Source organism: bacterium, assembly GCA_026708015.1.
In the GTDB taxonomy this organism is placed as follows: Bacteria; Actinomycetota; Acidimicrobiia; order Acidimicrobiales; family Bin134; genus Poriferisocius.
This window is the reverse complement of record JAPOVT010000042.1, coordinates 12,846-37,305: the sequence shown is the minus strand read 5'-3', so window position 1 is coordinate 37,305 and position 24,460 is coordinate 12,846. Positions and strand designations below refer to the sequence as shown.

The following is a 24,460-nucleotide window of genomic DNA, read 5'->3' as shown; positions in this document are numbered from 1 at the left end:
TTATTTCCGAAATAGCTTTGGACATTAAGTTTTTGAAATTTTTCCCTTCCGAAAATTTCCCACCATACAGTATACTTTATTTAGCCAAATGTGTTTTTTGAATGAATTTGGCCAAGTTTCCCTCTATACAGTATACAAGTGACTCCTTTAAGTTCAACAGTTTTATTAGTATATAAATATATTGTACATATGCATACGTAGCTACATAGCAAAATGTTAAAGGGAAACAACACACACTAACATAATTATAGAATAAAATAGTAAAGAATACAAGATTAATAACAGATAAAATCATTTTTATGTAGGGAAAAACCTCAAAAGTAAGGAAAAAACCCTATTGAATATTTGCAACTAAAAAACTTACTACCAACTACAATATTATTTACTAGCTATGTACATATGTATGTATATGTGTATAAATATATATTGGAAAGATTAACTACACTATAATTGTAAAATTATTATTTGCAAAAATTCTTTTTAAGTTTTCCTTCTCATCTTTACTGACATTATTGTCAGTAACATTTAATAACTGTAACGTGACAATATTCTTGGCTGTTTGAACAATCAGGTTGACCCCAGTTGTTTGCACGGGGCGACCGATCGGCTATTGGTGGATTCCCGCCGCCGCTGGGAGGATCCTTCGTTCGGATGGACAGCCGCGCTGGCGTCCGATCCAGTGGCTCTGCTGGGTGCGGCTGCTGGGCAGATTGCCTCGGCCGATGATGCCTGGGCGGTGAGTTGGATCGAAGCGGCTGCCGACTCGTGGGATCGGGTAGAGGCGGTCTTGGATGGTTTGGGGCGGGTTAGGCCGGTCAAGAACGCCTTTGGTCATACGATCGAGATCACAGACTCTTGGGGCTTGCTAGAGCCTTTGCTGGCCGCCACCCTGCTGCGGGCACTGCCCCCAGAAGTGACGTTGTATGCATCCAGCAGCATGCCGGTGCGAGACGTGACGTCGTTCTGGCCCTCCGACGCCCTGCCCCGGCGGGTGCTGGTCAACCGGGGGGCCAACGGCATCGACGGGGTGATCTCATCGGCTTTGGGCGCAGCCTTGGCCATGGGCCAGCCCGTGGCTGCACTGGTGGGCGATGTGGCCTTGCTCCACGACATCGGGGGGCTGCTGGCCGCATCCCTGTCGGGGGCCGATCTCACCGTGGTGGTGCCCAACAACGACGGCGGCGGCATCTTCTCGCTGCTCCCGCTGGCCGACAGTGGATCCGACGTTCACTTCGAAGAACTGTTCCACACCCCTCACGGCGTTTCACTCCGCGATCTGGCCAATGGACTGGGCATTCACTATCACCAGATCGAACAGGCCGATGAACTGGCCGTTGCCATCGCCAAGGCTTCGGGAGTGACGGTGATCGAGGTTCCGATAGACCACGATGCCGCTATGAAGCAGCGCCAGCAGCTCTCTGATCTCACCGAATGAGCACAACGGCCACCGTGGTCCTGCACGGTTTCACCGGATCGGCCTCGGCCATGGCCCCGCTTACTAGCCGACTGCCCGACCCGGTGTTGGCTCTCGACCTTCCCGGCCACGGATTGGGGCCGGTCTCCGACAATCCCAACGACTACACCATGGCCGCGGCGGTAGCCGGTCTGGTTTCGGCTACCTCCCATCTGGGGCGGTTCGCCCTGGTGGGCTACTCGTTGGGCGGTCGGGTGGCGCTGCACTTCGCGCTGGCCCATCCCGACCGGGTGGGTTCGTTGGCTCTCATCGGTGTCCGAGCCGGGATTGATGATCCTGACGAGCGGGCTGGGAGAATCGCCGCCGACGAAGCGCTGGCCGACCGGATTGAGTCAGAGGGCATCGAGTGGTTCGCCGACTACTGGGCCGACCAGCCGCTATTCGATACTCAGAAGCAACGGCTGTCGGCCCAAGTGCGGGCTGAGCTTCGGGCTCAGCGGCTGGCCTGCGATCCGCGGGGTTTGGCTCACAGTCTGCGGGGCATGGGGGCTGGAGCGGTGGAGCCCGTCGGCTGCCGCCTAAGGGAGCTGGCCATGCCCTGCGCGCTTATTGCTGGCGTCGACGACGCCAAGTTCGTCGGCATTGCCCAAGAAATGGCCGCGGAAATTCCCCAAGCCGTTGTCTGTTTGATTCCCGACGCTGGCCACGCCGCCCACTTGGAAGCTCCCGACTTGACCGCCGCCGCGGTGATCCAATGCGTGTCGAGTTAAGAGAGATTTCCCTCAAACTTCGCCTTCCGGTGATAACCAGCCGGGGAGCCATCACCCAAAGAGATGGCATGTTGGTGCAGGTATCCGACGGTGGTGTCACTGGCTGGGGCGAAGCGTTGCCCTTGTCCGGATGGCCCGGCACCGACTTGTCGGCAACTCGACGTGCTCTGGAGCAATGGGCAGGTGATCCCGATCCCGATGACTTGCCCAATGAGCGGTTCGCCCACGGTGCTGTGGAGTTGGCCCTTCTCGGTTTAGAGGCCCGGCGTACGGGACAAACTCAAGCTGCGGTGTTGGCCGCTGGCGGAGCGGTGGCCGACTCAATTGAGCTCAATGCATTGGTCAGCGATGCCCATACCGCGGCGGCCGCGGTGGCCGCCGGCTTCCGCGCGGTGAAGCTGAAGGTGGGAGCGTCTGATTTGGAAGAGGATGTGGCTTCGGTAGCCGCGGTGCGTGGCGCCGTCGGCGACGACACCCGATTGCGGCTCGACGCCAATGGAGCCTGGACCACAGAGGAAGCGGTTGAAGCGTTGGCCCGGTTGGAGCAATACGACGTCGAGTATGTCGAAGAGCCAGTGGTTGGTATCGAGTCTCTGGCCCAAGTGGCGCCCCGGTCGCCAATACCGTTGGCGGTGGACGACAGCCTGAGCTCAGCCGAGACCCAGATTCCCGAATCAATTGCTGTAGTGGTGGTCAAGCCCATGGCCTTGGGCGGCCCCCGCACCGCCTACGCTGCTGCCCGTCGTTGGATCGACCAAGGCCGCAAGGTGGTCGTCACCAACTACTTCGACTCGGCCATTGGTCAGCACGCCGCCCTGAGTGTGGCCGCCGCTCTCCCTGGTCCTCCTCAAATCCACGGCACCATCACCCCTCACCTGTTCATGCAAGACATCGCCGAACTTCCGCTCGTTACCCACGGTCAATGCCCCCTCCCACCTCACAGCCCTGCTCCAATAGGTATCAACCTCGACGATTGATGATGAAGTGATGTTATGATGCAGTGATGCGAACAACGGTGGATCTGCCTGATGACATCCACACTCTCGCCAGTGAATTGGCTCATCAGCAGCGCAAAACCATGAGCGAGGTGTTGACTGAGTTCATCCGCCGGGGTATCTCATCCCAGGCTGCCCCAGAGACTGCTCGTTCCGGCTGGCCGATCATTAGTGTGGGTCGACCAGTTACCGCCGAGGACGTCCGCTCGCTGGAAGATGAATGACAGCGTTGCTCGACGGCAATGTGCTCATTGCCCTGACGATTTCTGAACATGTCCACCACGATCAGGCGTGGGATTGGTTCGACTCCAGAAACGACCAATTCGCGACCTGTCCGATTACCCAGGGAACTCTCCTTCGATATCTCCTGAGAGCCGGAGAGACGACTCAGGCCGCGCTAGGGGCGCTCCATCAGATCGTTGAACTTCGCCAGCACGTCTTTTGGCCCGATGAGATCGGCTACGAGGTCTCGATGATGTCCGGCGTCATCGGCCACCGGCAGGTGACGGATGCGTACCTGGTTGAGCTGGCCTCATATTTTGGCGGATCGCTGGTGACACTCGACAAAGGCCTGGCGGCTCTTCACGGCCACAGCGTTGAGTTGATCCCGACCTAGATGGATCGCTAAGGCTCGTAAACAACGGTGTCGGTATTGGCGTCGATGATGATGCGGTTGCCCAGGGGTTGGTTGAGGGTGATATCGGCGGTTTGTTGGAAGCCGGAGCGCTGGCACTCCTCGGTGGTGACCAGGGCGTAGATGGTGATCTTGATTTGGGTGATGCCGTAGTTGACCTCTGAGTCACTGAACTCCTCGCACTCCGTGCCCCAGTAGCGAACAGTGAGGTTACGGTCGTCGTCGCCCACCTCCACGTTGTTGATGATGCGGATCTCCCGGGGCGGCCCCTGAGGGAGCTCCTCGGTCTTGGTGGTGCAGCCCGCAACCAGCAGCACCACCGCCAATAGGAGCGCGACCTTGCGGAGGCTCTCGGCTCTTCGGCCCGCTACCAACTCCACGATCAGATCATGCCACTCGAGTGCAAGGTGGTTGGGGTGGGGCAATACCGTCAAGCCGTGGGACTCCGGCGGTCGCAGCTCGTGGTGGTGTGGTTGATCGGCGCCGCGGTGATCCTCCCCAACGCCACCATTGCCCCGGCCATCCCCGACATTGCCGACGCATTCGGCATCTCCGACCAAACCTCGGTGTTCATCTTGATGACCGCTCACGCCCCCGGCTTGTTCATGGCCTCGGTGATCGGGGTGGCCGCCGATCGCTACGGACGTCGTCGGATCATCGTGCCCTGCCTGCTGGTTTTCGGCCTGGGCGGGTTGGTCATCATGGCCTCCACCAACCTGGCCATGCTGTTGACCTTCCGATTCATCCAGGGTCTGGGCTCATCGGGGTTCTTGAGCCTCGCCCTGGTCATCATCGGCGACAACTACGAGGGAGTGGAGCGCACCCGGATCATCGGCCAGAACGCCCTGTCGATGAACTTGAGTGTGGCGTTGCTGCCCGCCGCCGGAGGCCTGCTCACCGAGTTGTTCGGCTGGCGGGGCCCATTCGCCCTGCACGCCTTCACCATTTTGTTGGCCCTGTTCGCGGCCACCCTGTTGCCTCCCGATGAGCGGCGGACCCCCGAGCCGCTGCGCCACCAACTCCGCCAGGCTCGCCCCCACCTCATGCAGCGGGAAGTAGGAGTGCTGCTGCTAGTGGCGCCATTCACATTCCTGGTCTTTTTCTCCGTCGGAATCACCACCATGCCCATCCACCTGGAGAACGAGTTCGGAGCCTCGGCCGGGATTCGGGGCTTGATCCAGTCGCTGCCCGCGGTGACAGCCGGATTGATTGCGCTGAGCATGGGACGCATTGCCAGTCGTCATTCCATCTCGACGATGGTGCGGGCCGGCTACATCGGCTTCGTGATCTGCCTGACCGGAATGGCGCTGTCACCCTCACTGGCGGTGATCATCGCCCCCGTACTGGTGTTGGGGGCGGCCGATCAGCTGGTGGTGGTCCCGCTGCAAAGCCGGGCCGCCTCGCTGGCCCCAGAAGAGCACCGAGCCGTGATGGTGGCCGCCTGGGGTACCGCCATCCGCATCGGCCAGGTCAGCGGCCCCGCCGTGGTGGCGGGCCTGCTCGCCGTCGGCAACACCCGTCTTGTCCTGTGGGGGGCCGCCGCCCTCTCCGCCGCCATGCTCATCTTCGTCACCCTCGTCCGCACCTACATCGACCGCGAACCCGCGTTCAGATCAGCACCTGGCTGAATCGGCCATTTGCTCCAGAAAGGCGTAACCCCGGCCGTTTGCCGAAGCAGTGACGGTTCCGGGGTCTAGGGAAGTAATCATAGGGGGCTGTCAAGATCTGGGCAACGACTTTCCCAGGTTGAGCAGGCTGGGTGATCGTCACGCTGGCCTGGAGACCAGAACATCGGGAATGCGGGACAGCCCTACCATCCAGGTATGGGTGTGCTGGCACATCCATTGAGCGAGTTCGAAGATCATCGCGGCGTCGTTGACCAACTCCCGGCGATGGATGGGCTTGTGATGAGCGACTCGGTTTCTGAGGTGATGAAGTTGTCTCATACGGGACTCAACATCTGCCCGTATTTGGGCCGCATTTCCAAATGAGGGGTGATTCGGGAACTGGGCCGCAAGAGCGGGAACCCACATCGTGGTGTGATAGCGCGGTGAGCAGAGAAATCTCCAGAAGCCGAATCCGAGTTCAGTGATCACCTTGTCCTGGCTTGACGGCTGTTTTCCGCTTTTCGTAGCCCGTCGTTCTGCTTTTGCAATCACCTTGAGAATGTGCCTGCTGCCTTTTCCAGGGAACATGGAAGTCTGCTTGAACCAGGGAGTTGACAACTCAGCCGACAAGGAGAGTTTGGTCAGTGCTGCGTCGAAGCGGTTGCGGAGCACGACTTCGAGGCGACCGAGATCTTCGAGGAAGGCAGCAGCGATTTGGGCGTTCCAGGCGTAGAGATCGAGTGCCCGACATAGGTCGTTGTCGCAGTCTTCGAGGTATGACCCCAGCTGGTCGATGGTCAGTCGTTCCAAGATGATCGCGGGATTGAACGTTGACGGTCTGGGCATCACCCGGTACCCTCACTTATCTAAACCCCGGAACCGTCCCTGCTTCGGCAAACGGCCGGGGTTACGTCTTGGTGGGGGGAAGTGGGGGCGACCGGGAGGTCGCGATGGGCACCGTCAGGCAGCCAATTGGAGGCTACCGGGGCTGAATGTGTATTGGTGCGGCTAGCGCCCTACGGCGGGGCGGAAGGCGGCGACTACTTCGGCTAGGTAGTCGTGGGCGGTGGCGGGGTCGGAGGGGATGGCGAGGTGAGCTCGGAAGTCGGTGACGCCGGCTTCGGCGAGAGGGGGGACGCCGTCCATGGTGGCGGCCAGGTCGATGCCGTCGTCGGTGCGCACTAGAGGCAGGGTACCCACCACGCCGATGCCTGATGGGTCGCGGTCATAGCCAGCCACCATTTCCCGCATCTGGGCGATGTTGGCGGCCATGTCGCCGCCCATGTCATCGCCCCACGGGATCCAGCCGCCCCCGAATCGGGCCAGTCGGCGCATCGACCGGGCATTGAGCGTGCCGCTCACCCACACCGGTACTCCTCCGGGCTGAACCGGCTGGGGCTGCATGTAGATACGGGAGAATTCGAGCCGGTCATCGCTGAAGTCGGCTGGACACGAAGTCCACAGGGCCTGGCACACTGCCAGGGTGTGGTCGAGCTGGCGGCCCCGTTCGGCGAAGTCCAAACCGGCGGCCTCGTACTCTTCGGCCTGCCAACCCACACCGACGCCCAAATCCACCCGGCCGCCAGTGAGCACGTCGAGGGTGGCCAGCTGCTTGGCCAGGATCACCGGGCGGCGCAGCGCGGCCAAAAGGATGTTGTTGGCCAACCGGAGGTTGCTGGTGATGGCCCCCACCACGGTGAGGAGGGTGGTGGGCTCCAGCCAGTGCCCGTCGGGACCGGTGGGCTGGCGACCACCGGCCATGCCGCCCAGTTCAGCTCGACCGTAGGCCTCCAAGTTCTCACCAAACACCACGTGATCGCTGACCACGACCTTGTCCACCCCGGCGGCATCGGCGGCTTTGGCCAAATCCAATGCGGGCTGCCAGCCCCCTGGACCGGGGTCGGCAGCGGTGAAATTGCGGAGTTGGATCGAGAGCAGCGCAGTCATGGCGTCTTGCTTAGCCGATCAAAGGCCCAAATGGCGCAGCGACCGGCAAGTGGGTGGACACGGCCACCCCCTCCGGCCACTGCGCCATCGAGGTTGTTCAAACGATCAGGCCCTCGAGGCTTCAGCTTGCGTCAGCCGAAGCCAGAACTGTCGTGATGATCAAGCGGTTACGAAGTCGAAGCAGACACCATGCCCTTGTAGGACGCATGGCTCAACGTAAGGGTCCAGATTGCCAGGACAATGGCGGTGATGGTGCTGATCGCCATCCAGAAGTCATTGGACTCCAGCGACGCGGCCATGAGGAGCAGCACTGCGGTCGCCAGCATCACCAGCGAGGCGATGCCCTGTACGGCTCGGTGAATCCCACCAGGCAACAGGCGAGTGCCGCCTAGGCCGGCAATTCCGATTGCTGCGTAGAGCACTGGCCAGAGGATCAAGACGATTCCGAGCTTGGCCGACTGCATAGCCACGGCTATCTCCGTGCTGTCGCCGCCGATGCCGTCGTTCAGCACTCTGACCGTCATATGGTCAAACCCCTCGAGCATGCCAAGGACGAAGATGGAGAGCATTCCCAAAAGCGTCCCGCCGCGAACCATGTCTCCCACCAGGCCTTGGTCGGTCACAAAGTGCCTGATGCTGTTGAGGCCGGTGATGACGAACATCAGACCGAAGGCATACATGACCGCCGATGTATGGGCGAGAACCTCGTTATTGGCCATCGCTTGTACCAAGGCGTCTACGTCGTTCCAGTCTTCTTTGTCAACCAGTATCCCTGGCTTGATTCCCCTGCCGACAGCGGATACCACCCCTCCGAAAAAGATGTACACGCCTCCGCGCTGCAAAGCACTCAATGACGACAACATGTCAAACCCCCGGTCTCTCCTGCCCGGCTCGATGAGCCGGTACCCGCTCATATTGCCTGTTTTGAAACTACATCTCATTCCTTTGGGGGGCAAGGATGTCGATTGTGGATATCTCTGCCGGAGCCTGGCATTCAACTAGGACACTGCCAACGGCCAGACTCGTGGTGTGACGCCAACCCTTGCCGAGTTTGCCGCCGAGGCGCGGTCGTTCTTGGACTCCAATGCCGAGCGGGTTGTGCAGGATGAGTTCACCTGGGGAATCGGCTCCGATGAGATCACCGTCTACGCCGAGAAGAGCCCGGCTGTAGAAGAGGCCGCGGTCAAGGCTGCCCAACAGTGGCGGGCCAAGATGTGGGAGGCGGGCTTCGGCTGGATCACCGGGCCGCCCGAGTACGGCGGACGAGGCCTCGATCCGGTGTATGAGCGGGTCTACCTCGACTTGGAGGCAGGCTACCGAGTGCCATCGCAGACCATGTTCGGCAGCTCTTTGGGAGTGGTGGCCCCCACCATTTTGGCCCACGGCTCCGACTGGCTGAAGGAGCAGTATCTGGTCCGACTGCACCGGGGGGAGATCCTGGCCTGCCAACTGCTGAGCGAGCCAGGGGCGGGGTCGGACTTGGCCTCCCTCACCACCCGGGCGATCGCCGATGGCGACGAGTGGCTGATCAACGGCCAGAAGGTTTGGAGCTCTCGGGCCCATTTCTCCGACATCGGCCTGCTGTTGGCCCGCACCGACCCTGATGCCCCCAAACATCAGGGCATCACCGCCTTCATCTATCCGATGGGCACGCCAGGTACTGACGTTCGCCCTTTGCGGCAGATGACCGGCGGGTCGGAGTTCAACGAGGTGTTCTTCGATGACGCCCGCATCGGCGACCGCTACCGGGTGGGAGACGTCAACACCGGTTGGTCGGTGTTCCGCACCTCATTGCAATCGGAACGGGCCTCGATCGGCTCGAGAGGGGCGGGCTACGGGGGTAGCGGACTGGTGGGGCTGGCCGCTCCTGAGAAGGTCGTGCAACTGGCTCAGCACTTCGGGTTGGCCGATGACCCGGTGGTGCGCCAAGACCTGGCCCGCCTCTACACCGGGTACCGACTGGTGGAATGGAACGCCAACCGGCAGCCCCCGCTGGCGCCGGCCGCAACCAAGTACGCCACCGCCCGACACATGAACTGGGCTTCATCGATGATCGCCCGTTTGCTTGGCCCCCGTATCTGCGCCGACACCGGGGAGTGGGGGACCTACGCATGGAAGCAGCTGCTGCTGGGAGCGTGCGCGATGCGTATCGGGGGCGGTACTGATGAGGTGATGAAAAATAGTGTTGGAGAGGGAGTTTTGGGACTGCCGAGAGAGCCGCGCTAGGCCTCCTGGGCTTCCAATGCACTTCTGTCGATCTTGGACATGGGGGTTAGGGGGAATGCTTCGGTGAGACGGAGGTGCTCGGGGAGCTTGTAGTCGGCGATGTGCTCTTGGCCGAAGGACCGCAGTTCTTCCAGGGTGGGAGGGTCGGCGGGGTCGGCGGGGATGACTACGGCGACTCCGACGGTGCCCAGCAACTCGTCGGGCCGGGGCACCACGCAAACGCCGGCCACCTTGGGATGCCAGGCCAGCACCTTCTCGGCCTCCACCGGGAACACCACATAGCCGCCGCGATGGAAGCCCTCGCCCCGACGGCCCACCAGCCGTAGGCAGCCGGTGTCGTCGATCCAGCCCTGGTCGCCGGTGTGGAGCCAGCCCCCTCGCAGTGCCTCGGCGGTGGCGGTCGGATTGCGCCAGTACCCGGCCATCACGGTGGGGGACTGAAAGCACACCTCTCCGACTGTTCCCTCTGGCACCGCCAGATCGCTGTCGGGGTCGCGCACCTCCACCTTGATGCCGGGCCGGGGCCGTCCCACGGTGTAGAGCATCTCCTCCATCGGGGCATCGACCCAGGTGAAGGTTCCAATGCCGCCGCCCTCGGTGCAGGCGTACCGCTGGGTCCAGTCGGCCCCGAATCGCTGGCGGGCCTCCTCGATCACATCGGGGGGCGAAGGCGCACCTCCGGTCACCACTAGTTTCACCGATGAGAAGTCGTATTGGTCGAAGTCGGGGTGGCGAAGCATGAGGGCGATCTGGGGCGCCACCCCGCCCACCGCGGGCATCTGGTAGCGGGACACGGAGTCGAGCACCGCGGTGGCGCTCCACTTGTCGATCACATGGAGGGTGGTGCCCACCGCGAACTGGGCGGGGATCTTGCCCATCACCCCGATGTGGGCCATCTGGGTGTTCGATGTGATGGGGCCACCCTCTCCCCAGCCATTCCCGGTGTCCACCATCGCTATGTCGGTCAGAATCTGGTCGGTGAACGTGGCCCCCTTGGGCACGCCGGTGGTACCCGAGGTGAACACCACCGCCACCGGCCGGTCGCCGTCGGAAGGCAGCCGTGCCGGGGCCTCGTTCTCCACCCGTAGGTCGGCGCATACGGAGTCGGGACCGTCGGCCAGCGAAACCTCGATGACGTCGATGCCAATGCCCATGCCTTCCACCATGGCGGCAGTGGCGATGGCACGGTCGGCCCCGCCCACCTCGTTCACCAGCACAGAGCGCTCGGGGGCAGGCAAGCGACTGCTCACCCCGGCGGTGATGGCTCCCAGCTTGGCCAACGCCCCGTAGAGCACGATGTAGTCCACCGACGAGGGCACCAACAGGGCGACCACTTCTCCGTGACTCACACCCCTTTTGGCTAGTCCAACCGCGACTTCATCGGTCAGGCGGTCGAATTGAGCAAAGCTGACCGGCCAACCCTCCTCTGCTACCAAGGCCGCACGGCGAGAAAACCGCTTGCCCGATGCCCTGATGGTTTCGGCCCACACCACCTGAGTGTGCCATTTCGGGATGACTGAGTACCCGCGTTGCCGGAGGAATACGGTTGGCGAGTCTGAACAGCAAGGAGCGTGGTCATGGGTGAGTTTGTGCGAATTGAGACCGGTGCGGCCGAAGGGGTAGCCATCCTGCGGCTAGACCGCCCCAAAGTCAACGCCCTGAATGCCCAGGTTGTGGCCGAGCTGCAACAGGCCGCCGACGAGTTGGCCGGCCGCACCGACATTCGGGCGGTGGTGATCTGGGGCGGCCCGAAGGTGTTTGCCGCCGGTGCCGACATCACCGAGTTCTCGGGAATGGATGTAGACCGGGGCCGGGACTTGAGCCAGCGGATCAACGCCGCTTTCCGGGCGCTGGAGTCCCTCCCCCAGATCACCATTTGCGCCATCAACGGCTACGCCCTCGGTGGAGGGTGTGAACTGGCTATGGCGGCCGAGTTCCGCCTGGTGGGCGAAGGCGCGGTTCTGGGTCAGCCGGAGATACTTCTGGGGCTCATCCCCGGAGGGGGCGGTACCCAGCGGCTGAGCCGCCTAGTGGGCATCACCAAGGCCAAGGAATTGATCTACAGCGGGCGAAACGTGCGGGCCGCCGAAGCAGTGGCCATCGGCTTGGCGAGCGCCCTCCATCCTGACGACGAGGTGTACGACGAAGCGGTGAAGTTGGCCGCCCGCTACGCCTCCGGCCCCGCGGCCACGACCCTGGCCAAGCAAGCCATCCTCGACGGCTACTTCCAGCCTCTCGATGAGGCCCTAGAGGTGGAGGCAGAGGCCTTTGCTGCCTGCTTCGACACCGACGACGCCCACATCGGCGTAGCCAGTTTCCTAGAAAACGGCCCCGGCAAGGCCCAGTTCACCGGCTCGTAGGAGCGGTCACACACCCGGGTTGGAATCGGGGATGGCCAGGGCCTTCTCCTCGGGGGGCGTGGGGCCGAATCGGCGCCAGAGCCAGCCCAGGGTGGCGCCGACCACAATCATCAACACCCCGATAAGGGCCATGTCCATCAGCCGGCCGCTCAAATCGTCCAGCAAGGCCTCGTGGATCGACTGGGCAGCCCTCACTGTGTCGGAGTTGTCGATCAACACCGCCAATAGCGCCCTAGACCCGTAGATCCCCACCCCCAAGATGCCGGCCATGGCCACGATGCCAGTGCCAATGCTCCACACCACCCGAGTACGGGACGGCGATATCAGCAGCGCCCCGATGCCGCACAGCAAGATCAGGGTGATGGTGGAGGAACGGCGGTCTTGAAGCTGGCCGAGGAACTCCCAAAACCGGTCTCCCGGCTCGGCTCGCTGGAGCACGGTCACCGCGCCGGCGTCGAACGGCGGCGGCACGGTGCCCAGAAAGGCCAGCTCCTCGTTGGCCGAGATCTGGTCCAGCATCTGGTTGAAGATCGGCTCCAGATCTACTCGCACAGATCGTACGGGCGGGTTGGCCACCAACGTGCCGCCCTCCACAGCCAGCACGTCGTTGTGGGCTGCTCGCACGGCCCGCTCCAGGAGCCGGTCGTTGGCCGGGTCGGTGAGCAATTCGCCCACCACTGGGGGGATCTCTTGTTGGATTGTCTGCTGGGCGCCAGCCGAGCCGGCGGGGGTCACCGGGAGATCGGCCATCTCCACGGTGGTGGCGATAAACGATGCCGCCACCACCTTGTGGACGTCCTCATCGTCGAAGATCCCGGCGAGCTCTTCGGCAAAGCGGTCTTCGTCGAATATCACCACTTCGGCATACGTCGTGAGCGCGGAGAACCCTGAGCCGAACACCACGATCAACAGCAGCAACACGGCTACCGCCTCGCGCACCGTTCGGGAGGTGACGCTGCGCCAGGAGCGCACAAGCTGTTGGAAGTAGTCCTCCACCGTGTTCAGTCTGCCTGATTCTGAATCCCGCCTAACGGCGGGGGTGGCTTAGCGCCCTATCCGAATAGCGGGCTGACCGAGGCAACCTCGTACTTCTTGCCGTCCATACCGGTGATGCCCAATTCGTTGATGGCTGCCCCGAAGGCGGCGATGTGGGGGGCGGTGAAATGGGCACCGAGGGCCTCTTCGCTCTCCCAAATCTCGAAGAAGCGAACCTTTCCGGGCGCTTCCACCGAGAAGCAGTATTCGATGTTGCCGTCCTCAGCCCGAGACGCGGCGGCCATCTCGTTGGCGGCCGCCATGAACGCCTCGGTGTTTTCGGGGGGAAGGGAGCCGGTGCCGGCGATGACGATCATGAGATCTCCTCAGAGTGACAATGAGCGGTCACAGCGTAGCCATGGGGACAGAGGGGTTTGTGATCGGGTCGCTATCCGAACAGCGGGCTGACCGAGGAGATCTCGTACTTCTTGCCATCCATACCAGCCATGCCCAGCTCGCCGACTGCGACTTGGAATGCGCCGAAATGGGGTGCGGCGAATTGGGCCATCATGGCTTCCTCGGTCTCCCAGATCTCCAGGAATCGGAACTCTCCGGGCGCTTGCATCGAGATGCAATAGTCGATGTTGCCTTCCAGAGTCCGAGATGCGGCCGAGATATCTGCGGCGGCGGCCGTGAAGGCCTCACTGTTTTCGGCGGGAACGGAAACAGATCCGGCGACGACGATCATGCAAACTCCTCACGATCCGGTGGGCGGCCTCAGCGTAGCCATGGGGAGGCTGGATCGTGCGATCAGACAATCGTCACCTAGAGTGACGATTGGATGCTTCCATTCGACCCCATCGGCGAAGCCCGGCACAACTGGGAGGCCAACGAGTGGCGGGCCGTCGACGCCATGTCGGCGGCTACTTCGATTACCCGCGCCCACCAACTGGTAATCGGACGAATAAACGAGGCCCTGGCCCCGCTCGAATTGACATTCTCCCGGTTCGAGGCGCTGGCCCTGCTCCACTTTTCCCGGCGCGGCTCGCTGCCCTTGGGCAAGATGGGCAACCGGCTGATGGTCCACCCCACCAGCGTCACCAACGCCATCGACCGTTTGGAGCGAGACGGGCTGGTTCGTAGGGTGCCCCACTCCGAGGACCGCCGCACCGTCTTGGCCGAGATCACCGATGAGGGGCGCCGAGTGGTGGCCAAAGCGGCCGATGCTCTGGCCGACATTGAGTTCGGCCTGGCTGGTTTGTCGGCCGATACCCTGGGAGCGCTGGACGACGCCATTCGCACACTGCGCCGAGACGCTGGAGACTTCGCCGAATAACGCCGTTATGGCTGCCTTGGAAATTCGCCCGCTGACCTCCGACATCGGGGCCGAGATTCACGGAGTGGACCTCCGCCAAGAGCTCGACGACGACACGGTGGCCGCCATCCGCCAGGCTCTGCTCGATCACCTGGTGGTGTTCTTTCGGGACCAGCCCATCACCCCCGATCAGCACCTGGCCTTTGCCCAGCGGTTCGGCCCCATCAACGTGGCCCCGTTCGGCCCCAAGCTGGATTCCCATCCGGCCATCACCGTGCTCGACCAGATCGCCCCGGTGGGAGGATTGGCCGCCCGCTGGCACAGCGACAACACCTACATGCCCAACCCGCCGCTGGGCTCCGTCCTCCGGGCGGTGGAGATGCCCGACATCGGCGGCGACACCTGTTTCGCCAACATGTACAAGGCCTACGAGCAGCTGTCAGAGCCGATGCGGGTGTTGGTCGATGGGCTGGAGGCGGCCCACGACCTGACTTACACCCTCTCTCGGGCCATCGACGAGGGTCTGGCCAAGGAGCACTTGGACATGATGCAAGCCGAGTACCCGGAACTGGTTCGCCCGGTGGTGCGGGTCCATCCCGAAACCGGGCGGCGGGCCCTGTTCGTAAACAGCAACTTCACCACCCGCCTCGTCGGGGTGACTGAGGCCGAGAGCGAAGTGCTGCTGCCGTTCTTGTTGAACCATGTGCGCTCGCCCGAATTCCAGTGCCGCTTCCGCTGGGCCGCGGATTCCATTGCCTTTTGGGACAACCGGGCCGTGCAGCACTTCGCCGTTCCCGACTACACCGAGCGCCGCCTCATGCACCGGGTCACGGTGGAGGAGTGGGACTAGCCGCCAGGCGGGCCAAGTCAGATGGTGAACGCGCCGTCGATGTCGAGCTTTTGGCCGCTGATGTAGTTGGCGGCGTCGGAGGCTAGAAAACATGCGGCCTCGGCGATGTCCACCGCCTTGCCGAAGCGGCCGAGGGGGATATTGGTGCGGGCCACCTCCAAAGCCCGATCGTTCAAATCGCCGTCGGCTATGAGCCGGGCGGCCATGCCGTCTTCCAGCATGCCCGGCCCCACGCAATTGGCCCTGATCCCGAAGCGGCCCTCTTCGACGGCCACCGCCCGCATAAGCGACTCCACCGCCCCCTTGGGTATCGACGACAGGGCGTCGCGTTTGGGGAAGACGGTGGTGGCCGCGGTGGTCACATACACGATGCTGCCCCCCGAGGGTCGCAGACGGGGGAGCGCAGCCACCGTCAGGTTGAAAGCCCCGATCACATCGGCCTCAATCTGATTGGCGAACAGGTCGGGGTCGGTCTGCGATATGTACATCTGGGGCACGTGGGGCCCGGCTGCGCTTACCACGGTGTGCAATCCACCCAGCCGCTCGGCAGCTTCCTCGGCGAACTCCCTCATTGCGTCGGCGTCCTCCAGCGCGGGATTTCCAATGTGGACATCCACACCAGCAGATCGCACCTCGTCGGCCACCTCCTCGGCGGCCTCTGCATTGGACCGGTAGGTGAATGCCACCGGACTGCCCCGCTGGGCCAGCATCACGGAGATGGCCGCGCCGATGCCGCCGCTGCCCCCCGTGACCAGCGCCCCGCCAGTCCGGCCAGAGAAATCACTCATAGCCCGCAACCCTAGGGCTGAGTGCCGTGTGGTGGACTAGTTCCAGGCCACGTCCAAGGGGAGATGTTCGTGGCGACGGACGAACATGCTCTTCTCCCATTGAGGCGGGTCATCGGCGGCCAAACCGAACCAACTGGTGTCCTCCAGGAGCCGCTGGAGCGAGCAGTAGGTCTCCAGTCGAGCCAGCGATGCACCCACGCAGTGGTGGATGCCCCGGCCGAAGGCCAGGTGGCTGCGGGGGAGGCGGCGGTCCAGCACCACCTCGTCGGGCCGGTCGTGCTCGGCAGGGTCGCGGTTGGCCGACGACCACAGCAAGAACGCGGTGGTGCCGGCCTTGAGGCTCACGCCTCCCAGCTCGCAATCGCGCTTGACCTGGCGGTAGTGGCCCCGGAACGGCGACTCCAGCCGCACAGCCTCCTCGATGAAGTTGTCGATGAGTCCGTGGTCGGCGCGGATTTGTTCTTGGAGACTTGGATCATCGGCCAACATCCGCACCGCGTTTCCGATGAGCGACGCGGTGGACTCGCCGCCGGCGCCGAGAAGCACCGTGAGGGTGCCGATGGCTTCTCCCCTGCTTATGTCGTCGTTGGCCATCGCCTTGGCGCACACCCCCATAAGGTCGTCGCCCGGGTTGTCGCAGGCCTCGGCGAGCTTGGCGTACAAGAAGCGGCTCGCACCGGAGTTTTCTTGGGAGATGGCGTTCATGGTCTCCCGGGTGTGGAAGCCGGCCAACAGCTGGCCACCGTGGAGAGCCCACTTCATAACATCGGGCCAGTCCTCGTCGGGCAGCCCGATCAACCGCCCGATGACCCGGGCGGGAACGGGATGAGCCACGGTGTTGGCCCACTCCACTCTGTTGCCCTGCGAACGGGCGGCCGCGAACTGCTCGTCGATGAAGGCCTCGATCTCGGGCCGCATGGCCTCCATGCGGCGAGCCACCAGCTCGGGGAACACCACGCTGCGATGCATGGTGTGCTCGGGCGGGTCGGCGGTGGCCAGGGTGGTGGTGCCCTCCCCGAACTCGTCGGTGCGGAACAGAATGGGGCTGCCGTCTTCGCCGGTGGCCACCAACACGTCGAGGTGGTTGGAGAAGTCGTCGATCCGGCGCAGGGCGTCCACAATGAGGTCATGGGTGGCCACGAAGGCCATGTCGAGGCCCGGCACCAGCCACACCGGGTGCTCCCGGCGAAGTCGCTTGAAGAACGGGTAGGGATTGGCCCAGACTTCAGGATCGATCACCGTCTGAGCCTCCAATGGAACAGTGGAAGCCGCCGGAGTGGTCATGGCAAATACTGGCACAAGCATGGAGGGGGCATCAGTTCGCCTCGGCTGATCGCGGGTCTTTCTGGGAGAGTGAGGTCATGACCGACTTCTTCTACGAGCGAGACGCTGATCTTGCTGTACTAAACGGCCAGCAAGTGGCGGTGGTTGGCTACGGCAACCAGGGAAGGCCGTGGGCGCTCAATCTGCGGGACTCAGGCTTGGCGGTCTCAGTGCATGTGCGGGCCGATGAAACCAGGGAGCAGGCCATCGCCGATGGATTCGAAGCCGGAGACATCGCCGATGCCTCGTCGGCCGACGTCATCTGCGTGCTGATTCCCGACGACTCCATTCCCGGTCTGGGACTGTCTCCGAGACCGGAAGCACTCACCATCGTGGCCAGCGGCTACACCCTGGCCTTCGACCGGTTCAACCCTGACGGTGACATCGCTATGGTCGCTCCCCGGATGTTGGGACCCGAGGTGCGGCGCTGCTACGAGGAGGGGGTTGGCTTCATCACCGCGGTGGGCGTACACCGCGATGTCACCGGCACCGCTCAGGCCCGGATGCTGGCCGTGGCCCGGGCCATTGGCGGCCTGCGGCAGGGGGCCATAGCCATGACCCCCTATCAAGAGGCGGTGCTCGACTTGGCGGTGGAGCAGCTGCTGTCTCCGGTTCTCACCCATGTGAACACCAATTTTGTGCTGGTCCTGCTGGAGCTGGGCATCCCGCTGGAGGCCATCACCACGGAGCTGTTCTATTCCGGGGAGGTGGAGCGCAACTATCGGCTGCTGCGGGAGATCGGCTTCGTGGCCCAACTCGATCACCACTCCCCGGCCAGCCAATACGGCCAGCTCTCCCGGCGGGGCCGGTTTGATCACGTAGACGTGGCTACAACCATGCGTGAGCTGATCGAGGACATCACCTCGGGCCGTTTCGCCGACGAGTGGGACGCCGAGGCGGCCGCCGGTGCGCCTAACTTGGCCGAGCTGCGCGACCAGCACGCCGGAGAGCTGATGAAGGCGGTGGAGGCCGACCTGCGGGCCAAGTTGGGACCGAGCGCCAGCTAAGAAAGCGGGGGCAGGTCGCCGAAGTCGATGGTGAAGGGCATGTCCGGCTCGGGCTCATCGTCTTCCTGCTGGATCTCCACCCGAGTCTTCTCCGGCTCCAAGATCTCGCCCAGCGCAACCATGGCCGCCCCCAAAGCGGAGCCGCCCGCGGAGCCGGCGACTTTGCGGATCACCCCATCTGGCGGCTGGTAGTCCCGGGGATCAGACCACTGGAACTCCAGATCCTCGGTTTCTTCCGGCTCGGGCATCTCTTTTGCCTACCGCCCTAGGCCGTGGCTGCTTCGGGGAGGGCACCGCTGAGAATTTCATAGGCCACCCGCTCTGACTTGAATCGGGCCCGGCCGCCGGTGAGCGATCGGAGTTCGATGGCATAGCGCACCAACTCCGCCTCGGGGACGATGGCGTGGATGACCTGCTCGCCCCACGGCCCGGCGTCGGTGCCCTGCACCTGACCCCGGCGGGACGACAGATCGCCCATCACGTCGCCCTGGTATTCGGGGGCCACAGTGATCTCCACTCGAGCCATGGGCTCCAGCACCACCGGGTTGGCCTGGGCGAATGCGGCGCTGAACGCCAGCTTTCCAGCCATGTTGAAGCTGAACTCCGATGAGTCAACCGAGTGGTGCTTGCCGTCGTAAACCGTGGCCTTGACGTCCACTATGGGGAAGCTCAACTCCCCGCCGTCGGCCATGGCGTCGCGGATTCCCGCCTCTACCGCGGGGATGTACGACCGGGGAATCGCGCCTCCGCTGATGGCATCTACGAACTCGAAGCCGCTGCCTCTGGGAAGCGGCTCGATGCGCACGTAGGCCACCCCGAATTGGCCGTGGCCACCGGACTGCTTCTTGTGCTTGCCCTCGGCGTCCCCGTTGCCGGTGACGGTCTGGCGGTAAGGGACCCGCAAGTCCTCGGTCTCCACCTCGATGCCCATGCGATCCAGGCGGGCTATGGCCAGACGCAGGTGGGCTTCGCCCAAGCCCCACAACAGGGTCTGGCGGGTTTCCTCGCTGCGCTCCAGTTGCAGAGACGGGTCTTCGTCGGTGAGCCGCCTCAAGCCGGTGCCCAGCTTGTCCTCTGCGGCCCGGGTCTTGGGCAGTATCCCGTAGGCCAGCACCGGCTCGGGCCACGGTTCGAGTTGCACTACCGCCCGTCCGGCGTTGGTCAGGGTGTCGCCGGTACGGGTCTGCTGGAGCTTGGTCACTCCTCCGATGTCGCCTGCGGAGATGACGTCGATGTCTTCTTGCGTTCCGCCCACCAGGTTGACCAGCCCCCGGAGCCGCTCACCGTTGCCGGTGGTGGAGTTGGTGAGGTTGTCGTCTCGACGGATGGTGCCCGAGAGCACTCGGAAAAGCGAGATCTGGCCCACATAGTCGTCGCTGATGGTCTTGAACACGCAGGCGAGCTGGTCGCCCTCAGGATCGCAGGCCGGCTCGGTGTCGATGTCGCTCATGGTGACGGTCATGGCGCGAGAGTTGGGGGGAGGACCGATCTCCACCAAGAAGTTGGCCAGGCGGTCGACGGCGATGGGTCCGGTGGCCGAACCGCACACCACGGGGAAAACCGAACCGTCGGCCACACCCCGCCCGAGCACTACCTCAAGCTCGGACGGGCTGGGGACATTGCCGTCCAAGTACTGCTCCAGCATGTCGTCGTCGGCCACCACAATTCCCTCGACCAGCTTCTCCCGGACCTCGGCCTCCTGATCTTCCATCTCGGCGGGGATCTGGGATTCCTCCGCGGAACCGCTGTCGTAGATGTAGGCCTTGTCGGTGAGGAGATCGGCAATCCCATGGAACTCCGGGCCGGTGCCGATGGGCAGCTCCAGAGGGGCGACGCCGGCGCCGAACGCGTCTTGCAACTCGGTGAGGACGCTTTCGAAGCTGGCGTGCTCCCGGTCGAGCTTGTTCACGAACACGATACGGGGGAGGCCGGCGTCGGCCGCTTGATGCCAGATAGAGGTGGCCCGGTGGTCCACCCCGCTGGACGCATCGATCACGAACACCAATAGGTCGGCCACCTGGAGGGAGGCGTGGAGCTCGCCGGCATAATCGGGAGCGCCGGGGGTGTCGAGCAGGTTGATCTTGTGGCCGTGCCACTCGAAGCTGGCCAGCGCCAGTGACTGGCTGTGGGTGGCGTTCTTCTCCTCGGGGCTGAAGTCGCACACGGTGGATCCGTCTTCCACCCGACCCGTGCGGTCGATGACGCCCGCCCGATACAGCAGCGCTTCAGCCAGCGTGGTCTTTCCCGATCCTTGCGACCCCACCAGCGCGACGTTGCGAATCTTCTCCGGTGCGACAGCCATCAACTTCCCCCTCCGGGTTCTGGGTTCATTCCGCGGTAGCCGCTGAGCCTACTTCCCGACCCGCCGCCAAGTCCCATGGAGAGCGCCGGTTGTCGGAAGTCAGCCCTCGGCATGGCCCAGTTGGCTGCGGACGAAGGCGATGTACAGCAGGGCAGGCGAGCGGTCACGCGGGTTCTTCTTCGTCCTCTGCGGGTTCTGGGGGCCTTTGGACCTCGATCAGGCTGCTGCGGTACCAGACGCCCTCGTCTAGCTCGGCGGGCAGGTAGGCGATATCGGGGACCAAGTTGTCGCCCTCGAAGTCGCGGAAGCCAAGTTCGACCCGTCCGTCGGCCAAGCGGCGGGCGCGGGTCTGTCCGATCGAAGTGCCCCCTAGCTCCACGTCCAGGGTGGAGTACCACATGCCAACTTGGGTGTCGGAGGGCAGGTAGCGCCGCTCGGGCAGAATCTGGAAGCCGCTGGCCAGCTCCACCCCATGCTCGATGCGCCCGTCTTCGCCCAGTCGGGCCATGACCCGCAGGCTGATCGGCGGATCGTGCTCGGGTTCTTCCTCGGGCTCAGCGGGCTCGTCAGGCGCAAACAACTCGAGAAGCGGTTGGCTGTCGTCGAGCTCCAGCCGGTCCAAGAAGCGGAGGTTGGTTGCGTCGGTTGCGGCAGCCGCACACAAGGTGCCGTCGATGAGCAGCCCATAGACCGGCGAGGCCGCCCGCATCTCCGTGTCGAGCGCGATCAGCTCGTCGACATTCTCGACGCCGGCAGCCTCATAGGCGTCCCGCAAAGCCGTAGGGCTGTCGTTGCAGGTTGGCTGGCCGGCTAGCATCAACTGTACTTCGGGATCGTCCCAGCCTTGCTCGGCAGCGCGGGCCGCAGTGACAATCGTGCTGGGCACAAACGCTGGCGAGAGGATGCTCTCGGCATAGGCCAGCTCGGAATGAACGGCAAGTGCATCGGCGAACGACAACGCCCCGCTGCCGCCGATGTGATCGAGGCGCGATTGCCAGGAGGCAGACAGCGAGGCATAGGTCTCCGAAACACGCTCGGCGGTGCTGAGAACCAGGTTCTCCACGGCAATCGGGCTGATCGCCTCTCCGTTGGCCAGCACCTCTAGCAGGCCCGACTCATTGACTGCGACCGCAAACCGACCGGCCGCGGTCTTGAGGAGTGCGTCCGATTGGGGGCTCGGCACGGTGACCGGATTCGGCTCCGCGGCTTGCGGGAGAGCGGTAATCTCCGGCCGGTCGAAGATGCCGTCAAGCATCTGGGTGCGCACTCCGGCCGTGTAGATGGCCTTGGCCCGGGTGGCCGGATCAATCTCTGCCTCTGGGTCGGCCTCTTCAGCCGGGTCGGCTTCCGTCTCTGCTTCGGGATCGACCTCGACTTCGGGATCGACCTCGACTTCGGGATCGTCGACAGAAGTCACCGTGGTAGTCACCACTCCTTCGCTGTCAGATGCTGCTGAAACGGTGTAGATCTCATCGTCAACTTGTACGTCGACTGGGTCGTAGATCGGAGCACTCAACACCATGAGGTCGTGCCAAGCGCCATGAAAGCCGAATTCGTCCTCGTTGCTGTCTTCTGAGACGACTCCGACAAAAACCCATCCTGGACCGGGCCTGTGCAACGTCAACGAGAGTGCGCTTATCGTCGGAGCAGACATGCTTGTTGCGCTCGCTGTCCTTTCATTGGTGTGGTAGGCGACGCCGGCTGGCCAGTGATCAACAAAGAGCAAATCTCCTGAGAGATTGAACACTCGTGGATAGGCGCCGACCGCGTACACAAAGGTATAGCTTTCAGGGTCGGGAATCTCGTCGCCTCCGAGGTTGCCGACGCGGAAGTTGATTGGGATGGGATCACCAGCCACGACTTCGCTGGGAATGTCGACCTCTTCGATCTTCAGCAAGGGGCGGCTTTGACTCGCCTCCTCCTCCACAATGGTGACGGTGAGGGTGAAATCGACCCGAGGACCCTGAAGGTCCCTTTCGCGGTAGGTCGTCGCCTCGATTCCGTAGGTATCAGGCGGGAGGTATTGCTCGATGCGAGAGTTTCGGGTGCCGCCGCTGTCATCGTTGTGGGCGACCCGGCCCGGGACCACCGACCGCAGAGCGGCGATCGGCGCGACGATGAGCACGGGGTCGCCAATCTCTGACGTGAGATCGACGCGCACCCTGGCGCCTTCGGGCAGGGTGAACACAAAATAGTGGGAGGGGTGCCCGGTCAGGAAGATCGACTGGCACGAATCGGGTGTCCAAAAGCCCGCCGCTGTGAGTTCTTGGCCGGGCGCAAGCGAGCCGAGGGGTTCCGGATCGCAGGTGGCGACTCGGGTGACCACGACCTCGAAGTCTGCCGGTCCCCGGGCGCGGTCTGCGGTGGTGGTGGCCTCGAACAGGTAGACGCCGGCCTGAAGCTCCATTTCGATGCGAGCATCGAGGCGTCCTACGCCGCCGTCATCATTCTCGGCAATCCGGTTGCCCTCCCCATCGAGCAGGTAGAGGTATGAATCGGTATCGGGCGACATCACATCGACCTTGATTCGACCGGTCGCCGAGATCTCGAACCGGTAGGTGTGGGCATCGCTGTTGCTTCGGAAACGCGAATCGCAGTCTTCGGTACTCCAGCGCCCGCTCGCCGTCAGCTCGCTGCCCGGGGTGCTGTCCAGCAGGCCCAGATCGATGGTCTCGCAGCTCGCCTCTTCCTGGGTGGTCGCCTCTTCGCTGACCAGGACTGGCTCTTGGGCTGAAGCAGCTCCAGCCCCGACAAATGCCAGCGCCCCGGCCAGCATGGCAACGACCACTCCCATCGCCGCTACCACTCGTATTTTCGCCAATTCTTGCTTCACCTTGGTTCTCCCTATCGGCCATTCGCCATCGAAAGCGCTCTTGGTTTGAGACGCGGTGGCAAGAATAAGCAGCGAAGAACCGGCGAGACGACCTGAACCACCCGGTGGATTTGAACCCGAGCGGCCTGATGTCGAGCCGTACCCCGATGGGGTTGCCGCCATTGGCCTCTACACTGGCCTCATGGCCTTGTTCGGGATGAAGAAGACGATGATGGTAGACCCGATTGATGTGCTGCCGGGTCGGGACATCGAGATGCCGGTGCCGGAGGCCCACTTCGTGAACGGCAACCCGCTGAAGCCGCCGTTCCCCGACCAGATGCAGCAGATCATGGTGGGTATGGGCTGCTTCTGGGGTGCAGAGCGGGTGTTTTGGCAAGCGCCCGGCGTGTTCACCACCACGGTGGGATACGCGGCGGGATTCACCCCCAATCCCTCCTATCAGGAAGTGTGCAGCGGCCTTACCGGCCATAACGAAGTAGTTCTGGCCGTGTTCGACCCAGGGACCACCAGCTACGAGCAGATGTTGGCCCTGTTCTGGGAGAACCACGACCCCACCCAGGGAATGCGCCAGGGCAACGACGTGGGCACCCAGTACCGATCCGGCGTCTACTACTTCGACGACGACCAAAAGGTGGCCGCTGAGGCGTCACGGGAGCGGTTCGGCGCCCGGCTGGCCGACGCCGGCTACGGGGAGATCACAACCGAGATCATCGCCGCCCCGTCCTTCTACTACGCCGAGGACTACCACCAGCAGTACCTGGCCAAGGTCCCCAACGGCTACTGCGGCCTCGGCGGCACCGGCGTCACCTGCCCCGTGGGCATAGCCACCGACTGAGGATCTGTCCTGCTTAATCAGCAGGTCCCCACACCTTCCCGCACATACGCTCGGCTGCGTGACGAGCGAAGGCGAATTCCTACAGTGGAAAGACGAGTCTGAGGAAGTCGGACGACGTGCCATCTTCTCTGATCACCGCGTTTGAATTTGCTCGCTCGTTTCTTGGTCGCCTCAGGCCGGGGTGAAGATGTTGCGCCCCCTTCACCGGGCGGTTGCCTCAGAATCAGATCTAGTACGCCGAAGTCATCCTAATTGCGTATTTTTTTAATATGGATTAGC

General features: G+C 63.1%; 25 protein-coding genes. 12 read left to right on the top strand and 13 right to left on the bottom strand.

The window, feature by feature from the left end:
* The first annotated feature begins 559 nt into the window (after positions 1 to 559).
* The 5 genes from OXG30_09295 (at position 560) to OXG30_09275 (ending at position 3,795) form a co-directional block, all read left to right on the top strand.
* A complete protein-coding gene (locus OXG30_09295) occupies positions 560 to 1,435 on the top strand; it encodes a thiamine pyrophosphate-dependent enzyme (GenBank protein MCY4135093.1) in 876 nt (291 codons plus the stop codon).
* A complete protein-coding gene (menH, locus tag OXG30_09290) occupies positions 1,432 to 2,184 on the top strand; it encodes a 2-succinyl-6-hydroxy-2,4-cyclohexadiene-1-carboxylate synthase (GenBank protein ID MCY4135092.1) in 753 nt (250 codons plus the stop codon). Before OXG30_09295 ends, menH begins: the two co-directional genes overlap by 4 nt.
* 68 nt (positions 2,185 to 2,252) lie before the next feature.
* Positions 2,253 to 3,161 (top strand): o-succinylbenzoate synthase, encoded by a 909-nt coding sequence (locus tag OXG30_09285; protein ID MCY4135091.1) that lies wholly within the window; start codon positions 2,253 to 2,255, stop codon positions 3,159 to 3,161.
* Positions 3,162 to 3,187: 26 nt separating this feature from the next.
* Entirely contained in the window at positions 3,188 to 3,403 is a 216-nt protein-coding gene (locus OXG30_09280; GenBank protein MCY4135090.1) for an antitoxin, read from the top strand.
* Positions 3,400 to 3,795, top strand: coding sequence for a PIN domain-containing protein (locus OXG30_09275; protein MCY4135089.1), 396 nt, complete (start codon positions 3,400 to 3,402; stop codon positions 3,793 to 3,795). Before OXG30_09280 ends, OXG30_09275 begins: the two co-directional genes overlap by 4 nt.
* An 8-nt stretch (positions 3,796 to 3,803) precedes the next feature.
* On the opposite strand, the gene OXG30_09270 is transcribed toward OXG30_09275, so the two are convergent.
* The gene (locus OXG30_09270; protein MCY4135088.1) at positions 3,804 to 4,193 is read right to left on the bottom strand and encodes a hypothetical protein; all 390 of its coding nucleotides are present in this window, start codon (positions 4,191 to 4,193) and stop codon (positions 3,804 to 3,806) included.
* A 57-nt stretch (positions 4,194 to 4,250) separates the two neighbouring features.
* On the opposite strand from OXG30_09270, the gene OXG30_09265 reads away from it, so the two are divergent.
* On the top strand, positions 4,251 to 5,441 hold the full coding sequence (locus OXG30_09265; GenBank protein ID MCY4135087.1) for an MFS transporter: 1,191 nt from the start codon (positions 4,251 to 4,253) through the stop codon (positions 5,439 to 5,441).
* A 138-nt stretch (positions 5,442 to 5,579) separates the two neighbouring features.
* Here the strand turns inward: OXG30_09265 and OXG30_09260 are convergent, their stop codons facing one another.
* The 3 genes from OXG30_09260 to OXG30_09250 form a co-directional block, all read right to left on the bottom strand.
* Positions 5,580 to 6,230 carry an Abi family protein gene (locus OXG30_09260; protein ID MCY4135086.1) on the bottom strand — a complete coding sequence of 217 codons (651 nt, stop codon included), beginning with the start codon at positions 6,228 to 6,230 and terminating at the stop codon, positions 5,580 to 5,582.
* 198 nt (positions 6,231 to 6,428) lie between these two features.
* Positions 6,429 to 7,367: a TIGR03619 family F420-dependent LLM class oxidoreductase gene (locus OXG30_09255; GenBank protein MCY4135085.1), complete on the bottom strand. Its 939-nt coding sequence runs from the start codon at positions 7,365 to 7,367 to the stop codon at positions 6,429 to 6,431.
* Between the two features lie 167 nt (positions 7,368 to 7,534).
* Positions 7,535 to 8,281, bottom strand: a complete 747-nt coding sequence (locus tag OXG30_09250) for a hypothetical protein (protein MCY4135084.1) — start codon at positions 8,279 to 8,281, stop codon at positions 7,535 to 7,537.
* A 115-nt stretch (positions 8,282 to 8,396) separates the two neighbouring features.
* Between OXG30_09250 and OXG30_09245 the strand changes: the two genes are divergently transcribed.
* Positions 8,397 to 9,593, top strand: a complete 1,197-nt coding sequence (locus OXG30_09245) for an acyl-CoA dehydrogenase family protein (GenBank protein MCY4135083.1) — start codon at positions 8,397 to 8,399, stop codon at positions 9,591 to 9,593.
* Here OXG30_09245 and OXG30_09240 read toward each other — a convergent pair.
* Positions 9,590 to 11,083 (bottom strand): class I adenylate-forming enzyme family protein, encoded by a 1,494-nt coding sequence (locus OXG30_09240; protein MCY4135082.1) that lies wholly within the window; start codon positions 11,081 to 11,083, stop codon positions 9,590 to 9,592. The two genes, OXG30_09245 and OXG30_09240, sit on opposite strands and share 4 nt — an antisense overlap.
* An 87-nt stretch (positions 11,084 to 11,170) precedes the next feature.
* On the opposite strand from OXG30_09240, the gene OXG30_09235 reads away from it, so the two are divergent.
* Positions 11,171 to 11,953: an enoyl-CoA hydratase-related protein gene (locus OXG30_09235; GenBank protein ID MCY4135081.1), complete on the top strand. Its 783-nt coding sequence runs from the start codon at positions 11,171 to 11,173 to the stop codon at positions 11,951 to 11,953.
* A gap of 6 nt (positions 11,954 to 11,959) precedes the next feature.
* Here OXG30_09235 and OXG30_09230 read toward each other — a convergent pair whose 3' ends face one another.
* The 3 genes from OXG30_09230 to OXG30_09220 form a co-directional block, all read right to left on the bottom strand.
* Entirely contained in the window at positions 11,960 to 12,949 is a 990-nt protein-coding gene (locus OXG30_09230; GenBank protein MCY4135080.1) for a hypothetical protein, read from the bottom strand.
* Positions 12,950 to 13,005: 56 nt separating this feature from the next.
* Positions 13,006 to 13,305, bottom strand: a complete 300-nt coding sequence (locus OXG30_09225) for a putative quinol monooxygenase (GenBank protein ID MCY4135079.1) — start codon at positions 13,303 to 13,305, stop codon at positions 13,006 to 13,008.
* A 71-nt stretch (positions 13,306 to 13,376) separates the two neighbouring features.
* Complete coding sequence (locus tag OXG30_09220) at positions 13,377 to 13,676, bottom strand: antibiotic biosynthesis monooxygenase (protein ID MCY4135078.1); 300 nt, start codon at positions 13,674 to 13,676, stop codon at positions 13,377 to 13,379.
* A 93-nt stretch (positions 13,677 to 13,769) separates the two neighbouring features.
* On the opposite strand from OXG30_09220, the gene OXG30_09215 reads away from it, so the two are divergent.
* Together OXG30_09215 and OXG30_09210 are read left to right on the top strand one after the other, a co-directional pair.
* On the top strand, positions 13,770 to 14,264 hold the full coding sequence (locus tag OXG30_09215) for a MarR family transcriptional regulator (protein ID MCY4135077.1): 495 nt from the start codon (positions 13,770 to 13,772) through the stop codon (positions 14,262 to 14,264).
* Positions 14,265 to 14,271: 7 nt separating this feature from the next.
* Positions 14,272 to 15,093, top strand: coding sequence for a TauD/TfdA family dioxygenase (locus OXG30_09210; protein MCY4135076.1), 822 nt, complete (start codon positions 14,272 to 14,274; stop codon positions 15,091 to 15,093).
* Positions 15,094 to 15,110: 17 nt separating this feature from the next.
* On the opposite strand, the gene OXG30_09205 is transcribed toward OXG30_09210, so the two are convergent.
* Both OXG30_09205 and OXG30_09200 read right to left on the bottom strand, forming a co-directional pair.
* Entirely contained in the window at positions 15,111 to 15,881 is a 771-nt protein-coding gene (locus OXG30_09205; GenBank protein ID MCY4135075.1) for an SDR family oxidoreductase, read from the bottom strand.
* A gap of 36 nt (positions 15,882 to 15,917) precedes the next feature.
* Entirely contained in the window at positions 15,918 to 17,165 is a 1,248-nt protein-coding gene (locus OXG30_09200) for a cytochrome P450 (GenBank protein MCY4135074.1), read from the bottom strand.
* A 77-nt stretch (positions 17,166 to 17,242) separates the two neighbouring features.
* Here OXG30_09200 and OXG30_09195 point away from each other — a divergent pair, with 77 nt between their 5' ends.
* Positions 17,243 to 18,211, top strand: coding sequence for an NAD(P)-binding domain-containing protein (locus OXG30_09195; GenBank protein MCY4135073.1), 969 nt, complete (start codon positions 17,243 to 17,245; stop codon positions 18,209 to 18,211).
* On the opposite strand, the gene OXG30_09190 is transcribed toward OXG30_09195, so the two are convergent.
* The 3 genes from OXG30_09190 to OXG30_09180 form a co-directional block, all read right to left on the bottom strand.
* A complete protein-coding gene (locus tag OXG30_09190; GenBank protein ID MCY4135072.1) occupies positions 18,208 to 18,459 on the bottom strand; it encodes a hypothetical protein in 252 nt (83 codons plus the stop codon). The two genes, OXG30_09195 and OXG30_09190, sit on opposite strands and share 4 nt — an antisense overlap.
* 17 nt (positions 18,460 to 18,476) lie before the next feature.
* Entirely contained in the window at positions 18,477 to 20,513 is a 2,037-nt protein-coding gene (fusA, locus tag OXG30_09185; protein MCY4135071.1) for an elongation factor G, read from the bottom strand.
* A 163-nt stretch (positions 20,514 to 20,676) separates the two neighbouring features.
* On the bottom strand, positions 20,677 to 23,307 hold the full coding sequence (locus OXG30_09180; GenBank protein ID MCY4135070.1) for a PPC domain-containing protein: 2,631 nt from the start codon (positions 23,305 to 23,307) through the stop codon (positions 20,677 to 20,679).
* A 220-nt stretch (positions 23,308 to 23,527) separates the two neighbouring features.
* Here OXG30_09180 and msrA point away from each other — a divergent pair, with 220 nt between their 5' ends.
* Positions 23,528 to 24,181, top strand: coding sequence for a peptide-methionine (S)-S-oxide reductase MsrA (gene msrA / locus OXG30_09175; protein ID MCY4135069.1), 654 nt, complete (start codon positions 23,528 to 23,530; stop codon positions 24,179 to 24,181).
* Positions 24,182 to 24,460 lie beyond the last annotated feature (279 nt).

What these genes read in the sequence shown, in the direction of transcription:
- menH (MCY4135092.1), top strand. Translation starts at nt 1,432, where the DNA reads ATGAGCACAACGGCCACCGTGGTCCTGCACGGTTTCACCGGATCGGCC.
- OXG30_09285 (MCY4135091.1), top strand. Translation starts at nt 2,253, where the DNA reads ATGTTGGTGCAGGTATCCGACGGTGGTGTCACTGGCTGGGGCGAAGCG.
- OXG30_09280 (MCY4135090.1), top strand. Translation starts at nt 3,188, where the DNA reads ATGCGAACAACGGTGGATCTGCCTGATGACATCCACACTCTCGCCAGT.
- OXG30_09275 (MCY4135089.1), top strand. Translation starts at nt 3,400, where the DNA reads ATGACAGCGTTGCTCGACGGCAATGTGCTCATTGCCCTGACGATTTCT.
- OXG30_09255 (MCY4135085.1), bottom strand. Translation starts at nt 7,367, where the DNA reads ATGACTGCGCTGCTCTCGATCCAACTCCGCAATTTCACCGCTGCCGAC.
- OXG30_09250 (MCY4135084.1), bottom strand. Translation starts at nt 8,281, where the DNA reads ATGAGCGGGTACCGGCTCATCGAGCCGGGCAGGAGAGACCGGGGGTTT.
- OXG30_09235 (MCY4135081.1), top strand. Translation starts at nt 11,171, where the DNA reads ATGGGTGAGTTTGTGCGAATTGAGACCGGTGCGGCCGAAGGGGTAGCC.
- OXG30_09225 (MCY4135079.1), bottom strand. Translation starts at nt 13,305, where the DNA reads ATGATCGTCATCGCCGGCACCGGCTCCCTTCCCCCCGAAAACACCGAG.
- OXG30_09220 (MCY4135078.1), bottom strand. Translation starts at nt 13,676, where the DNA reads ATGATCGTCGTCGCCGGATCTGTTTCCGTTCCCGCCGAAAACAGTGAG.
- OXG30_09215 (MCY4135077.1), top strand. Translation starts at nt 13,770, where the DNA reads ATGCTTCCATTCGACCCCATCGGCGAAGCCCGGCACAACTGGGAGGCC.
- OXG30_09210 (MCY4135076.1), top strand. Translation starts at nt 14,272, where the DNA reads ATGGCTGCCTTGGAAATTCGCCCGCTGACCTCCGACATCGGGGCCGAG.
- OXG30_09205 (MCY4135075.1), bottom strand. Translation starts at nt 15,881, where the DNA reads ATGAGTGATTTCTCTGGCCGGACTGGCGGGGCGCTGGTCACGGGGGGC.
- OXG30_09200 (MCY4135074.1), bottom strand. Translation starts at nt 17,165, where the DNA reads ATGACCACTCCGGCGGCTTCCACTGTTCCATTGGAGGCTCAGACGGTG.
- OXG30_09195 (MCY4135073.1), top strand. Translation starts at nt 17,243, where the DNA reads ATGACCGACTTCTTCTACGAGCGAGACGCTGATCTTGCTGTACTAAAC.
- OXG30_09190 (MCY4135072.1), bottom strand. Translation starts at nt 18,459, where the DNA reads ATGCCCGAGCCGGAAGAAACCGAGGATCTGGAGTTCCAGTGGTCTGAT.
- fusA (MCY4135071.1), bottom strand. Translation starts at nt 20,513, where the DNA reads ATGGCTGTCGCACCGGAGAAGATTCGCAACGTCGCGCTGGTGGGGTCG.
- OXG30_09180 (MCY4135070.1), bottom strand. Translation starts at nt 23,307, where the DNA reads ATGGGAGTGGTCGTTGCCATGCTGGCCGGGGCGCTGGCATTTGTCGGG.
- msrA (MCY4135069.1), top strand. Translation starts at nt 23,528, where the DNA reads ATGGCCTTGTTCGGGATGAAGAAGACGATGATGGTAGACCCGATTGAT.